The organism is Buttiauxella gaviniae (assembly GCF_040786275.1).
Classification (GTDB): domain Bacteria; phylum Pseudomonadota; class Gammaproteobacteria; order Enterobacterales; family Enterobacteriaceae; genus Buttiauxella; species Buttiauxella gaviniae_A.
This window is the reverse complement of the sequence record NZ_JBFMVT010000002.1, coordinates 3981685-3996821: the sequence shown is the minus strand read 5'-3', so window position 1 is coordinate 3996821 and position 15137 is coordinate 3981685. Positions and strand designations below refer to the sequence as shown.

At 52.4% G+C, this 15137-nt stretch carries 9 protein-coding genes; 5 read left to right on the top strand and 4 right to left on the bottom strand.

Annotation, left to right across the window (positions count from 1 at the left end; translation table 11 throughout):
* Nucleotides 1-31 precede the first annotated feature (31 nt).
* From AB1E22_RS19020 to AB1E22_RS19005, 4 genes are all read left to right on the top strand, one after another.
* Nucleotides 32-1744: an alpha,alpha-trehalase gene (locus AB1E22_RS19020; protein ID WP_367596782.1), complete on the top strand. Its 1713-nt coding sequence runs from the start codon at nucleotides 32-34 to the stop codon at nucleotides 1742-1744.
* A gap of 765 nt (nucleotides 1745-2509) precedes the next feature.
* The gene (locus tag AB1E22_RS19015; RefSeq protein ID WP_367596781.1) at nucleotides 2510-4687 is read left to right on the top strand and encodes a TonB-dependent siderophore receptor; all 2178 of its coding nucleotides are present in this window, start codon (nucleotides 2510-2512) and stop codon (nucleotides 4685-4687) included.
* A gap of 341 nt (nucleotides 4688-5028) precedes the next feature.
* Complete coding sequence (locus AB1E22_RS19010) at nucleotides 5029-7311, top strand: FdhF/YdeP family oxidoreductase (RefSeq protein ID WP_367596780.1); 2283 nt, start codon at nucleotides 5029-5031, stop codon at nucleotides 7309-7311.
* 21 nt (nucleotides 7312-7332) lie between these two features.
* Complete coding sequence (locus tag AB1E22_RS19005) at nucleotides 7333-7476, top strand: hypothetical protein (RefSeq protein ID WP_367596779.1); 144 nt, start codon at nucleotides 7333-7335, stop codon at nucleotides 7474-7476.
* Nucleotides 7477-7549: 73 nt separating this feature from the next.
* Here the strand turns inward: AB1E22_RS19005 and AB1E22_RS19000 are convergent, their stop codons facing one another.
* From AB1E22_RS19000 to ebgR, 4 genes are all read right to left on the bottom strand, one after another.
* On the bottom strand, nucleotides 7550-9043 hold the full coding sequence (locus AB1E22_RS19000; protein ID WP_367596778.1) for an amino acid permease: 1494 nt from the start codon (nucleotides 9041-9043) through the stop codon (nucleotides 7550-7552).
* An 86-nt stretch (nucleotides 9044-9129) separates the two neighbouring features.
* Nucleotides 9130-9582 carry a beta-galactosidase subunit beta gene (locus tag AB1E22_RS18995; protein WP_367596777.1) on the bottom strand — a complete coding sequence of 151 codons (453 nt, stop codon included), beginning with the start codon at nucleotides 9580-9582 and terminating at the stop codon, nucleotides 9130-9132.
* A gap of 13 nt (nucleotides 9583-9595) precedes the next feature.
* A complete protein-coding gene (ebgA, locus tag AB1E22_RS18990) occupies nucleotides 9596-12664 on the bottom strand; it encodes a beta-galactosidase subunit alpha (RefSeq protein WP_367596776.1) in 3069 nt (1022 codons plus the stop codon).
* 212 nt (nucleotides 12665-12876) lie between these two features.
* On the bottom strand, nucleotides 12877-13860 hold the full coding sequence (ebgR, locus tag AB1E22_RS18985) for a transcriptional regulator EbgR (RefSeq protein WP_367596775.1): 984 nt from the start codon (nucleotides 13858-13860) through the stop codon (nucleotides 12877-12879).
* A gap of 208 nt (nucleotides 13861-14068) precedes the next feature.
* Between ebgR and ygjJ the strand changes: the two genes are divergently transcribed.
* Nucleotides 14069-15136, top strand: a complete 1068-nt coding sequence (gene ygjJ / locus AB1E22_RS18980) for a protein YgjJ (RefSeq protein WP_437178394.1) — start codon at nucleotides 14069-14071, stop codon at nucleotides 15134-15136.
* Nucleotide 15137 lies beyond the last annotated feature (1 nt).

Here is a 15137-nt window from a genome sequence, read left to right as displayed (position 1 = left end):
TTCACCGCTACCCCGCAAAGGAGAACAATAGATGATAAATCCTGTTTTGCGCCGTCCTCGCACATTATTCATTGCGATTCAAATAGCTATCGGTTGTGCCTTCGTCACTTTTACCTTGCCTTCAACGGCCGCTGACGGCCCGCAATCGCAGCCTCAGCCACCCGATGTGCTCCTCGGCCCGCTGTTTACCGATGTACAAACGGCAAAATTATTCCCCGACCAAAAAACGTTTGCCGATGCGGTGCCTAAAACCGATCCGCTGATGATTCTTGCCGATTACCGCATGCAGCGGAATCAGTCTGGCTTTGATCTGCGCCATTTTGTCGACGTTAACTTTACGCTGCCAAAAGAAGGCGAAAAGTACGTTCCCCCTGAGGGGCAGTCATTACGCGAACACATCGACAGCCTGTGGCCGGTGCTGACGCGCACCACAGACAGCGCCGATAAATGGGATTCACTGTTACCGCTGCCGAAACCGTACGTTGTGCCCGGCGGGCGCTTCCGCGAAGTCTATTACTGGGACAGCTACTTCACCATGCTGGGGCTTGCGGAAAGCGGCCACTGGGACAAAGTGCAGGATATGGTGGAAAACTTTGCCCATGAAATTGATGCCTGGGGGCATATTCCCAACGGCAACCGCAGCTATTATCTGAGCCGCTCTCAGCCTCCGTTCTTTGCGTTTATGGTGAAACTGCTTGCCAGCCACAACGGGGATGAGGTTTACACCACTTATCTGCCGCAGTTGAAAAAAGAGTATGCCTACTGGATGCAGGGCAGCGACTCGCTTGAGCCTGGCGCTGAAACGCTGCGCGTGGTGAAACTCAAAGATGGGTCGGTGTTAAACCGCTATTGGGATGACCGTGATACGCCGCGTACCGAATCGTATTTAGATGACGTCACCACCGCGAAAAATAACCCTAATCGCCCGGCAACAGAAATTTACCGCGATTTGCGTGCCGCTGCTGCATCGGGCTGGGACTTTAGCTCGCGCTGGATGGATAATCCCGAACAGCTCGGCTCCATTCGCACCACGTCCATCATTCCTGTCGATTTAAACGCGCTGTTATTCCAGATGGAAAAAACCCTCGCCCACGCCAGTACTATTGCGAAAGACAGCGCGGGTGCCGGGCAATATCAGCAGGCGGCTGATGCCCGACAAAAAGCGATGGAAGCGCATCTGTGGAATGCAAAACAGGGCTGGTATGCGGATTACGATCTGAAAACCCACGCGGTTCGTTCCCAGTTAACGGCTGCCGCACTCTTCCCGCTGTATGTGCATGCCGCATCAAAAGAGCGGGCCGACAAGATGGCGACCATCACGCGGGCGCAGTTGCTTAAAGCCGGTGGGCTCGCCACCACCAATCTGAAAACCGGCCAGCAATGGGATGCCCCGAACGGCTGGGCGCCGCTGCAATGGGTGGCAACCGAAGGGCTGCAAAATTACGACCACAAGGATTTAGCCATGGAAGTCACCTGGCGCTTCCTGACCAACGTGCAGCATACTTACAACCGCGAGCAGAAGCTGGTTGAAAAGTATGATGTTTCCAGTACTGGTACGGGCGGCGGTGGCGGTGAATATCCACTGCAAGATGGTTTTGGCTGGACCAACGGCGTGACGCTGAAAATGCTCGATTTGCTGTGTGGCAGCGAGAAACCGTGTGATTCCACGCCGGATAAATTGCCGTCCGCGACGCCAGGCCCGGTGACGGAGACGACAAAAGCGGTGGAGACGACCGGGCAGTAATTTATTACACCTGATTAGGCCCTCACCCTAACCCTCTCCCTCCCAGGAGAGGGAATTTTTCGGTTTCCCTTTTTCCCCTGGTTGTCTCTTATTCACATCTTTGCGTTCAACACAGATGATATTCACTCTGTCAGTATCGGGAAGGTTCCTTTCACCGGAGGCTAAATCGCCGCAAGCGGTAAACCTCCATTTCCCCTGCGCGTTATTACTTTTGCACGGCATCGCTTTAGATTTAGCAGCAAAGCCAACGCGACAATATTCTTGAAATTTGCAGCAACACCCTTGTTCCCGGCTTAAATCGCCCCCGTTTTTCCCCTTCAGTCAGGGTCACGTGGTCGGGAACCACGTGAGAGAGCGACCGTCGGGAACGGGTCGCGAACGACCCTGAATGTTGGGGAAAAACGGGGGATTACCGCTTTAGCGGCGATTTACTTGCCGGGCGCCGGGGTCGCCAGGGGAATGGCGTCATTCCCCTGGCACGTTCACCATTAGAGGTGATTACATGGAAAAACTAAACGTTTGGGTGAACGGAAAACCTCAGCACCGTACAGATCTCACCCTAAAAGATTGTCAGAGTGAGACCTGTATAAGAGACAATCTCCTTGGAAGAACAATGGGACGAGGCCCATAAACATTAATCTTTTCATGGCTTTTCAATTATCTACTGCCAACATTTGCACTTGAAACACAAAACAATAACGATAATAATTCGCATTACTATTTTTATCACCACTAACAAAAACACCTTCTCGGGAAAATAATTAAATGAAATTGGCCTTTACCGTAAAGCGCTCCGCTTTACTTTGCGCGCTTGCACTCGCAGCTCCAGCTTATGTCATGGCAGAAGACACCGTCGTGGTGACCGCGGCACCTGCTGAAACCGCCACCAGCCCTACGGAAGGCTATAGCGCAACCGTCAGCCGCGGTGCCACTAAAACCGATGAGCCGTTAATTACCACCGGGCAATCTGTTTCTGTCGTGACTCGCCAGCAAATTGAAGACCAGGGCGCACTCAGCGTGAACAGCGCGCTGAATTACACCCCGGGCGCGTTTACTGGTTTTGCCGGCGGTGCAACCCGCTATGACACCGTTGCTCTGCGCGGGTTCCACGGCGGTGATGTGAATAACACCTTCCTGGATGGCCTGCGCCTGATGAGCGACGGCGGCAGCTATAACGTGGTGCAAGTTGACCCGTGGTTCCTGGAGCGCATTGACGTTATTAAAGGGCCATCTTCAGCGCTTTACGGGCAAACGATTCCTGGCGGCCTGGTGATGGAAACCTCAAAGCGCCCGCAATTTACCGAGGAAGGCCACGTCCGTGCGATGTACGGCAATAACAATACCAACGGCACCGCGTTTGATTACACCAATGCGATTAACGATGAATGGGCGTATCGCATTACGGGGTTAACCAAAAATAGCGACACGCAATATGAAAAAACGCGCGACGAACGTTATGCGATCTCCCCGTCTCTGCTCTGGCAGCCGGGTGAAAACACCTCGCTGTTGCTACGCGCTTATCTGGAAAAAGATCCGTCCGGCGGCTTCCACGGTTCCGTCCCCGCAGACGGCAGCATCTATTCCAGCACCGGGCGTAAACTCAGCACCGGCTTTTCTGACGTCGAGCCTGGCAATGACGAATTTAAACGCCACCAGCAGATTTACAGCTACGAATTTGCGCATCGCTTTAACGAGGTGTGGGCATTCCGCTCCAACGCCAGTTACACCCACTCCAACGTCGGCCTGAAGCAGGCTTATCAGATTGGTTGGGCGGATGCAGCACATGACGAACTGATGCGTTATTACAGCGGTGAAACATCGTCGCTCGATGCCTATGCTATTGATAACCAGCTTGAAGCTGATTTTGCGACCGGTGATCTGGACCACAAAGTGGTGCTCGGCGGCGAGTTCCATAAATACACCAATAACCTGTCTGATGACTCCGCCTACACCACGAATCTCAATCCGTGGACCGGCGAATCTGGGGGCCCTGGCGGTTTCTACTATTACGATCCGCGCGACCCAACTTACGCCACCATCAACCAGGGTCTGCTGACCAAAGCCGGTAAGCGCCAGTACGAACAGACCGGCGTTTATTTGCAAGATGATATGAAATGGAATCAGTGGCATATGACGTTGTCTGGCCGCTATGACCACCTGGTCACCAAAAGCCATATCGTCGCAGACGCCATTGACAGCGACATCACCGATAACCGTACTGATGACCATTTCAGCGGCCGCGCTTCCCTGCTGTACGCATTTAACAACGGCATTTCACCGTACGTAAGTTACAGCCAGGCGATTACCCCGCAGGTTCTGCCGGATGCTGATGGCAAACTGCTGAAACCAACAACCGCTGAACAGTATGAAGCAGGCGTGAAATATCAGCCGGTGGGCACGGCGGATATGTACACCGTCGCACTGTATGACCTGACGCAAAAAGATGTCGGCAACCGCGTGGTGCAAGGCAGCTACTATGAACCGGCGGGCAAAGTTCATTCCCAGGGCGTGGAGCTGGAAGCTCGCTCTCAGTGGAATAACCGCTTCTCCACCATCGCCGGGTATACCTACAACAAAGTGCGCTTTAAAGATGCCATTGACGGGAACGACGGCAACACGCCATACGTGACGCCGGATCAGATGGCAAGCCTGTGGGGAATGTTCAAAGCCGATTTTGGCATTAGCCTGGGCGCGGGCGTGCGTTATATCGGTAAACAGTGGGCTGATAACGAAAACACCCTGCGCGTGCCGTCTGTCACGCTGCTGGATGCCATGGTTCGCGCAGACATGGGCGCGTGGACGCCAGCCCTGAAAGGCGCATTCGTGCAGGTTAACGCCACCAACCTGACGGGCCGGGATTATGTCGCGGGCTGCTACGGCACGGGCTACTGCTACTGGGGCGCCGAGCGCTCTGTGATTGCAACCGTGGGTTACGATTTCTAACCCTTGCAAAGTGATTTAAGCCGGCAGTGCAGACTGACCGGCTTTTTTATTGCCTGGATTCATTGATAACCCCAATAAATTAAGGAGTAAGCCAGACGGCAATATTGCCCCCCTTACGGCTAACTCTTTCGGGGTGCTTTTTATGCAAAACATTATTCCAGAGGAATATTTAACCCGTTTATTTTAACAATTGTGCATTCTTTTGAACCCAAAACTACCCGGTACCCTTCTCGCAGGTAGTAGTCCTCTTACCCCGGCGTACCCCTTACGCAGCCCGGATCGGCGTCTCTTTTTTGCTATGGTGCCCGCCTGATTGAAGGTATGTTTTGGGCAGCAGATAAATGAAACAGAACGCTGAAGGTATTCGTAGTTACAACGGTGCAGCGGGCGGTTGGGGCGCAGTAAAAGGCAGCGCTTTAGCCGTTCATGGGCAAAAAACCCTGCGTCGCGGCGTGATTGCAATATTCAGGATGAATCAGGTAAAAGGGTTTGATTGTCCAGGTTGCGCCTGGCCTGACCCGGATCACCGCTCGCCAATGGAACTGTGCGAAAACGGCGTTAAAGCCGTGTCATGGGAAGCCACCACCAAGCGCGTGGACCCTGAATTTCTCGCCGCACATCCGGTTAGCGAACTGTGGACCTGGAGCGATTTTCATCTTGAAGATGCCGGACGTTTAACCCATCCGGTTAAATATAATGCCCAAAGCGATACTTATCAGCCCGTTAGCTGGGAACAAGCCTTCGCCGAAATTGGCGAACAGTTACGCAGCTACGACTCCCCGGACAGCGTAGAGTTTTATACTTCCGGACGCGCCTCTAACGAAGCGGCGTTTCTCTATCAGCTTTTTGCCCGTGAGTACGGCACCAATAACTTCCCTGACTGCTCAAACATGTGCCACGGCCCAACAAGCGTTGGCCTGCCACAGTCTATCGGTATCGGGAAAGGCACCGTAACACTGCAAGATTTTGACCACTGCGAGCTGGTGATTTGTGTTGGCCATAACCCGGCGACCAACCACCCGCGCATGCTCAGCACGCTGCGTGAAGTCTCCCTGCGCGGCGGCAAAATTATCACCATTAACCCTCTGCGCGAACGAGGCCTGGAGAAGTTTAGCTTCCCACAAAGCCCGTCAGATATGTTGACCAACGGTTCAACTCCGCTCAGCAGCGGGCTGTATAACGTGCGCGTTGGCGGCGACATCGCCCTGCTTAAAGGCGTCATGAAATTGATGCTCGAGCATCAAATGACCGCTGAAATGCACGGTAAAGCGGATGTTATCGATAAAGCGTTTATTGCCGAACACACTGCCGGTTTCAAAGAGCTGGCGGAAGATTTAGCGAAAACAAGCTGGAGCGATATTCTCAAAGAGTCCGGGCTGAGCTTTGCGCAAATCAGCGAGCTGACTCACTGCTACGAACAATCCAAAGCCACCATTATCAGCTACGGCCTGGGTATTACGCAGCACGAAAACGGCTCTGAAAATATTCAGCAACTGGCAAACCTGTTACTGCTTAAAGGCAATATGGGGCGTCTGGGCGCAGGCATCTGCCCACTGCGCGGCCACTCCAACGTGCAGGGCGACCGCTCCGTGGGTATCAACGAAGCGCCGAGCGAAACCTTCCTCAAAGCACTGGAAGCGCGTTTTGGGTTCACAGCACCGCGTAAGCACGGCCACTCCGCCGTTGAAAGCGTGAAAGCGATTCGCGACGGTCAATCCAAAGCGTTGATTTGCCTTGGCGGTAACCTGGCGGTGGCAATGCCTGACCCGCTGGTGACCTTCCCGACGATGCGGAAACTGGATTTGGCGGTGCATATGACCACCAAACTGAACCGCTCTCATCTGCTGCTGGCAAAAAACAGCTATATCCTGCCAGTGCTGGGCCGTACCGAACGCGATGTTCAGGCAAACGGCGTGCAGAGCGTGACGGTCGAAGACTCTATGTCGATGGTTCACGCTTCATGCGGTGCGCTGAAACCTGCCTCGCCACATCTGCGTTCCGAACCGGCGATTGTCGCCGGTCTGGCAATGGCTACCCTGCCGCAAAGCAAAGTGAACTGGCAGGAGATGATCGGTGACTACCGTCTGATCCGTAAAGCCATCGAAGAGGTGATTCCGGGCTTTAAAGATTACAACGAGCGCATCGAGCAGCCGGGCGGCTTCAGAATGTGGAATGGCGCATCGAATCGCATTTGGCTCACCGAGAGTGAGAAGGCGAACTTCATCGTGTTTAACAATACGGCACAGAAAACCTTGCCGGGTAACACGCTGATGCTCACCACGATGCGTAGCCACGACCAGTACAACACCACCATTTACGGGATGAACGACCGCTATCGCGGTATTACCGGGCGTCGTGATGTGATGTTTATCAACGCGCATCAGGCCAAAGAGTTGGGTATTGCTGCCGGAGACAAAGTGAATCTTAAAGCCGTCAACCACGAAGGCGTGCGCCATGAGCGCGTGGTGGAAGGGTTAACGGTTGTGATTCACGACATGGCGGAAGGCGCGGTCGGGGCTTATTACCCGGAAACCAACATTCTTATCGACCTGGATCACTACGATAAACAAAGCGCCACTCCTGCGTATAAAAGCGTGCCGGTGGTCGTTGAAAAAGCGTTGTAATTAACAGACGGGAGGTTGCTAATGGCCATTTTAATGACATTACTTGCGATAAGCTTTGTTAACCTGGGGCTGGCATTTGGTGGCCGCAATCCTCGTCTGCATTTGTTTATTGCCGGGGGATGCCTGATGGGACTCGGGTTAATCATTTATCCGCTTGAGTTTTAGCCTCTCTAATGTCGGGTGGCGCTAACGCTTAACCGACCTAAAGCCAGCAGGGTTTACCTGCTGGCTTTTTTAATTACCGCGTTACCACCACATCACCGGCCTGCGGTTCAACAGGCTTTCCCTGCTGTTGCTCAAGTGCAATTTTGGCAAGCGGGGTATCCGCTTCATATCGCGCCCGGGCATCCAGCCCCTTCTCGTATTTGTTGTATTTCCACCAGGCATATCCCAGGAAAATAACCAGCCCGCCGACGTTATAAAACACGATGGTCATAATGCTGGCGCCTGTCGGAAACGTGGAAGCGATAAACCCGACGGTGAAAATCACAATCAGCACGCTCACAATCGCGATGCCCTGCATTCGCGTCCCCATTCGGAAATCGCGGTTTACCTCGTCGTATTTCATGCGCAGATTCAGGTACGCCAGCATGATAAACAGCGGTGGTAGCATGGACGCAGCGGCCGTCATGTTTATCAGCGTATTCATCAACTCCTGAACGCTGACCGACCCCACGGTTGGGATAAGCATCAGAGGAATAACAATCAGGAACTGAATCCAGGCCGCGCGCGTAGGGACGCCATGTTGGTTAAGGCGCACGGTTTTTTCGCCAAAAATACCTTTAGGGATCTCGGTGAAGAAGATTTTCACCGGCGCCGCCGTCCACATAAGCAGAGAGCCAAACATCGCGGTAAACGAAACAATCCCGACAAAGCGATTCATCAGGGCCGCAGGCAGGCCGAAGTGACGCGCCAGGCCTTCAAACACCTGAACCGTGCCGCCGGTATAGTGCAGATCCGCTTTGTGAACAAAAACGTTAATCAGCAGCGACGAAACGGTATACAGGCCGCCAATAAACAGGCCAGAAAGAATAATCACTTTGACGAAGGCTTTACTGCCACCTTTAACATCATTCACGTAAACCGCGACGGATTCAGCCCCGCCGGCGGCCTGGAAAATCCACGCGATAATGCCGAGGAATGCCCAACTAAACTGCGGCGTAATCGCTTCTACGTTGATGGGATCGGCCGGTTCCACACCGCCAATCACCGCGGCACCCGCGAGAATTATGTAGGAGAAGGTCAACAGCAGCATCAGCGTGGAGGTGACGGAGGTCATCGGCCCGAGCAATTTCGCCCCGTGGTTGGAAATCCAGGTGGAGAAAGCAAACAAGCAGATACTGATGATTGCCGTGGTTAATGGCGTGAAAATATAGTCATAGCCGAGGAACGCATACGACGCGTAGGCTATAACCCTTGGCAATAACGCGGTAAAGAAAAAGAGGTTAACAAACCAATAGGTATACGCCGTGATAAATGCCCAGCGTCCCCCTAACGCGCTTTTCACCCAGGCGTAAACCCCCGCCTCGGAATTGCGGTTTAGCGAAACGAACTCCGCAATGATCAAACAAAACGGAATAAAATAAATCAGCGTTGCCACCAGAAATACCGGGGCCGATGCGATGCCTAACTGGATATTATTATTAATGACATTATTGAAGCTAAATACCGCCGCAAATGTCATGGCTAATAACCCGAATTTTCCAATGGTATTTCTGTTTGTTGAAGCCATGGATATACTCCACATGTAGGGTGTTTTTATTGTATTGGCGGATGTCGCAAACGCAGGTCGGATAAGCGTTAGCGCCATCCGTCGTTTTATTTATTAAGGAAAAACGTCTCCTCAACGGTGACTTTCAGGATGATCTTCCGCACGCCATCCCCGGCGGAAAACCGGTACGCTTCGTGGTTTTCAAAAATGGCGACGTTCCCCGCCACCAGCATCTGCGTTGCCCCCTGCCCGCTGAAATACTCCCGGTCACTTTCATCTTTGTACGGCACGTCCTGGATCAGTGCGGTTTTGGGGGCATATTCCACCGTTTCCTGCCCGGCAAGGTAATAATGCACATCGAAATAACGCCGATTGCCTTCAAATAATTCCGTGGTTTTCGCTGAGCCGTCCACAAGGCGGTAAACCAATGAGTCACCAATGGAATAAAAAATATCAGGCTTAATATTCTTCAGGTTCTTAATAGCTTCCATACAGCGCAGCCACTTTTTCCCCGCATGATAAATACGCTGGAAATCGTCTAAGGTATTTAAAATAATCATTACGCTTGCCTCATCAAGAAAGTGCGCCTTCAACAACCGGCTGGACGTTAAATTTCGCCAGATCGGCGGTCGCTATTTCAGCCGTCTGGAATGGCACCATCGTGAAACCATAATTGAACGGTTTGAGATAAACCCGGAACGAATCCAGCACTTCAGAACCCCAGGAGTTGGATCCCAGGCCGAGGATTTGGTCGTCGAGATTTAGCGTCAGGTAGTCGCTGGTTTCCAGCTCATTGATGTGCTGCGCCTGTTGCAGCATGTCGGCGCTATAAGGCCAAAGGCTAAAGTTAATCGGCCTATGAGGCTGAATGAAAATTCCGTGGCCGTTTTCGTCCTCGACGCTCAGCCAGCGCACCTCCTGCCGGTTGCCGTTATCCTGCGGGAACGGGTAATTTTCAAACAGGCTTTCAACAGGCTGGCAATAGTGACCCATTAAATTGCTCTGGCAGCTATCGGCGTAGTTTTCACCCGGCCCGCGTCCGTAATACTCCACCTGTTTAAAGCGTTTGCTGATGCCAAAATCGAGGCCGATTTTGGGAATGATGGCCTGATAATTTCCGTAAGGTTTACCGGACAAATTAAGCGTCACGTGGCCTGCCGGAGTAATCCGCCATTGATAAGTGCAGCGCATGCCGAAATCAAACACCGGCGGAGCAATGGTGCTGTCTATTTCTACGACAATATCCTCGCCCTGCGAGAAGTGCCGCAATGCCCGGAAATGATGCTGCATCAGGTGGACGTGATACGGCTGCCAAAGCCCTTCAAATTCCTGCTTATGGTTATCGATCGTCGGTTTGAAGAAAGTCAGATGCGGCGCACGCCCGACAATTTCCTCACCTTCAACTAACCAGGAAACCAGCTCGCCACTCAGACGGCAGAATGTGAGAGAGAAATTATTCCCGCTGATAACCTGCTGATGCCCTTGGGTTTCATTGCGTATTAAGCCTGATTTTTGCAGCGGCAACGGCTCACGCAACGGTGCCCGTTGGCGCAGAACCTGGAAGTGACCGAGAGCGTGCATCGCTTCGCTGTAGCTCGTTGCACTCCGTTTAATGATTTCAATATTGATAAAGACTTCACCGACAGGCAACTGCGGTGGCGCAAGACGCAACGCTTCAGATTCCCCCGGCAGCAGATGAGGCAAGGTTAAGGTTTGTTGCGCAAGAATTTTGCCATCAACCAGATAAGCCACACGGAATTCGATGTCACTCAGAGGGCTAAACCAGTAACGGTTCTCTACCAGCAGCACATCGTCCTGCGCCGTCTGGCCAATATTTACCGGGCAAATCACCTGTTTGTATTCACGCAAACCCGGCCCAGGGCGTTGATCAGGATAGATCAGGCCATCCATGCAGAAGTTGTAGTTATTGGGATAGTCGCCGTAATCGCCCCCGTACTGATAGCGTTCGCGCCCCTGCTCGTCATGCACCAGCAGGCCGTGGTCACACCATTCCCAGATGTAATGGCCTTGCAGACTTTTATGCTGATTAAACACCGCCTGGTATTGCGCAAGCCCGCCCGGCCCGTTACCCATCGCATGGGCGTATTCGCAGATAATGCGCGGTTTTGGATGCGGGTATTCGCCAAAGGCGTTCATCATCGAAACGCGCGAGTACATGGTGCTGATGATGTCCACCACTTCGGCATCGCGATCTTCTTCGTAATGCACAAGGCGCGTCGGGTCGAGTGCCTTACAGCGCGCCGCCATCGCACGGATATTGCAGCCGTAACCGGACTCGTTGCCCAACGACCAAATAATGATGGAAGGATGATTCTTCTGCGCCAGAACGTGGCGTTCAATACGTTCGACATAAGCCTGTTCCCACGAAGGGTCGTCCGTGATGCGGCTAATGTTGCCGACGTTCGCAAAGCCGTGGCTTTCAAGATCGGTTTCCGCCATCACAAACAGGCCGTACTGGTCGCATAATGCGTAGAAACGCGGATCGTTTGGATAGTGAGCGGTACGCACGGAGTTGATATTGTGCTGCTTCATCAAAATGAGGTCGCGTTCAACCCGGGCCATATCTACCGCGCGGCCTTTCAGATGATCGTGGTCGTGACGGTTTACGCCGTGCAATTTCAGGTAACGGCCATTGACGTAAAACAGGCCGTCGCGCACTTTAATATCGCGAAAACCTACCTGCTGCGGCACAACTGAGATGATCTCGCCGTGGCTATCACGCAGAGTTAACAGCAATAAATAGAGGTTTGGCTGCTCGGCGTTCCACTGTTTTGGCTGGGTAACGGGCATCAAAAACTGGCTGCTAGTATGACGCTGCACTGACAGCGCATTGTGCTGTTCGGCAACGCATTTATCGCCATCAAACAACTGCGCCTGGAGCTGATACCCCTGCGCGAGATGTGAGGCGTTATTGCGTAAATCACACGTGATGTGAAGCTGCGCATCGCAGTAGTTTTCATCAAATTCCGTCAGTATGGTGAAATCATGGAGATGAACCTGCGGCTGGCCCATCAGGTAAACGTCGCGGAAAATACCCGCCATCCACCACATGTCCTGATCTTCGATGTAGGTGGAATCAGCCCACTGCATCACCCGCACGCTAAGCAAGTTGTCACCCGCCTGAACATAAGGGCTGAGGTCAAATTCGGCGCTCAGGCGGCTGCCTTTGCTGAACCCGACATAGTGACCGTTCACATAGACTTCAAAGTAAGTTTCCACCCCGTCGAATTTGATAATGACCTGGCGTTTTAGCCAGTCGGCGGGGAGCGAGAAAGTGCGTTGATAAGCGCCGGTTGGGTTATTCGCTGGAACAAAGGGTACATCGATGGGGAACGGATAGCCTTCGTCGGTATATTGCAGTTTACCGTGGCCTTCCATTTGCCACATCGAAGGAACGGTAATCTCGCCCCATCCGGTCATCGGAGCGCGGTAAAACTCAGCAGGCACTTTTTCGGGATGGTCGAAGTAGTTAAACGTCCATTTTCCGCTTAACAACATAAATCCCTGGCTTTCAGCACGGTTCAGCGTCTTTGCTTGCTCAATGCTGTCATAACTGTGAAACCAGGCGCGTGCGGGCAGCCGGTTCTCAGATAGTTTTTCAATATTTTCCCAATTGTTCACGCCAACATCCTCATTAGGTGTGTATGGCGCAAACAATAGTAAATATTTAGTAAAATAAAAAATTAAACTTTACTAAATGACGCAGGGATCACAATAAATCGTCGGGGTTCAGGATGGGGGAATGATGTGGTTATCGGTACGAACCGGGGTTTTATCGGTCGGGTAAGCGCAACGCCACCCGACATTATTTTGACGATAAAGCTTTTAATAAATCAATAAGATACCGTGGTGTCGCGCAGTTGCAGAGAGCTGGGAACAAAGACTGAAAGTGGGATGGTACGAGCGTCGCGAATACGCTCCATCAGCAAGTTAACGGCCTGCGCCCCGATGGTTTCAGAGTGAATACGCACTGTAGACAGCGCGGGGTAAACAAAACGAGCGGTCGGAATATCGTTGACGCTGATCAGAGCCATTTGCTGCGGGACTTTTATGCCATGCTCGTGCAACGCGCGGAGCACGCCGATGGCGATAGAATCGGTCGCAACGAACAGCGCCGGGGGGTAATCATCAGACGCGGCAAGCATCTGCATTGCGCACTGGTAACCGGCCTGGCTACTGAAATCACCGTAGTAAACATCCTGCGGCTGAACCACTTTTTTATGGCGGCCATACTCAACAAACGCCTGTTCACGCTGATCGGCATAGTCTGGATCATCGCGTCCGCCGATAAACCCAATACGCATATACCCGCGTGAAATAAAGTAGTCGATGACTTTCTGGCTGATTTTTGCGAGATCCACGCTCACGCAGTCAAAACGCGGATGGTTTGTTACGCCGTCGAGATAAACCTGGGGAAAATCCTGCTGATCCAGCACTACCTGCGTGGCTGGCTGAGGTTTACCAATTATCAGTAAACCATCGGCGGCCGGTAGTGGGCGGTCGCCTTTGAAGTCGTAGCAAGAAACCAGCGTAATACCCAATTTTTCGCATTGCGTTTCAATGCCATAGCGCATCGCCAGATAATAGGGATCGTTAATTTCAAGCTCTTGCCCGTGGGTATAAAGAGCGGTAAACGTCAGGCGATGGCTCGCCTGTTGCCTTGCGCTGGGGACTTTATATTCAAGGCGCTCTGCCGCTTCGAGGATTTTCTGGCGCGTCTGACTCTTAACGCTCAGAGTGGGATCGTCATTCAGCACCCTTGAAACCGTAGCCACAGATACCTGAGCCGCCTGCGCGATTTCCTTCAACGTTGCCATAAGATCCCAATAATCATCAGATGAAAACAATAGCTTAATGTCATTGATTGCTCATGTATAGCTCTGCTTTTGGCCTGTTTTCTTCATTACGCCAGATGTGATCCAGTTATCGCTTTACCACTTTAAGTGTATTTTTTAGTAAAACTTTAACTAAGATAAACGCCATTCCGCTGGATGAATAAATTTAATACAACAAGGAATGCGCTTGATGAACAAGATTTTTTCTATGGCCCCGTTGGTTTTACTGCTCTGCCCTGTGGGCACATCGTTGGCAGCAGAAGCTGTGGTACCGGCTGAACGCCAGACGCCTGCGCCACCAGAACTTACGCCGAAAAACAACGATACCGCGTTTCGCTTTTACGGAGAGATGGGGCTTGGCGGCAGCGTTTATCTGAACGGTGACGATAAACACAAATACAGCGACGGCACCTACATCGAAGGTGGCCTGGAAATCAAACATGGCAACTGGTTTGGTTTGCTGTACGGCGAAGGCTGGACCGTTCAGGCCGATCATCAAGGTAACGCCTGGGTTCCCGATCATAGCTGGGGCGGCTTTGAAGGCGGCATTAACCGTTTTTACGGCGGCTACCGCACCGATCAAGGCACCGAGTGGATTCTGAGCGCCCGCAACGATTCATCGCTTGATGATTTGCAATGGTGGGGCGACTTCACGCCCGAATACGGTTACGTCATTCCCAACACCCGCGATTTAACCTATGCCGCTAAATTACAAAATCTCACCGGGGATTTGCGTTATAGCATCACCGCCGCGCCGGAAAGCCGCGTCGATGAAAGCAAAGCGTGGCTTCACTTCGGTAAATATGACCGCTACTCCTATAAATATACTTATCGGGCGATGGTCAACGGCTATCTTCAGTACGACATCCGCGAAGGCTTAACACTGCTCAATGGGCTGGAGGTGACCGATGGCACCGGGCAACTCTATCTGTTGGGCTTACAGGGCAAGCATCTGGCGGGACGCGTCTGGCATCATACCGGCAAAGGTGATGGGCATAATGCGGGCAGCGAAAGCGGGATGATGGTCAGCGGCATGGTCGAACCGGCTAAAGGTTTGTATTTATCCACCGCGTGGAGCTACGCAAGGCATCTGATGGATAACGCCGAGGATCAGACAACCTCTTACGCACAATTCGGCATCTGGTATGAATACTTCGGCGGCAAACTCGCCACCGCGCTGGACAGCCGTTTTTATCTTCATAACGACACAACGGACGCCAGCAATTCGGTTTTCGTCATGCAATATTTCTACTGGTAAG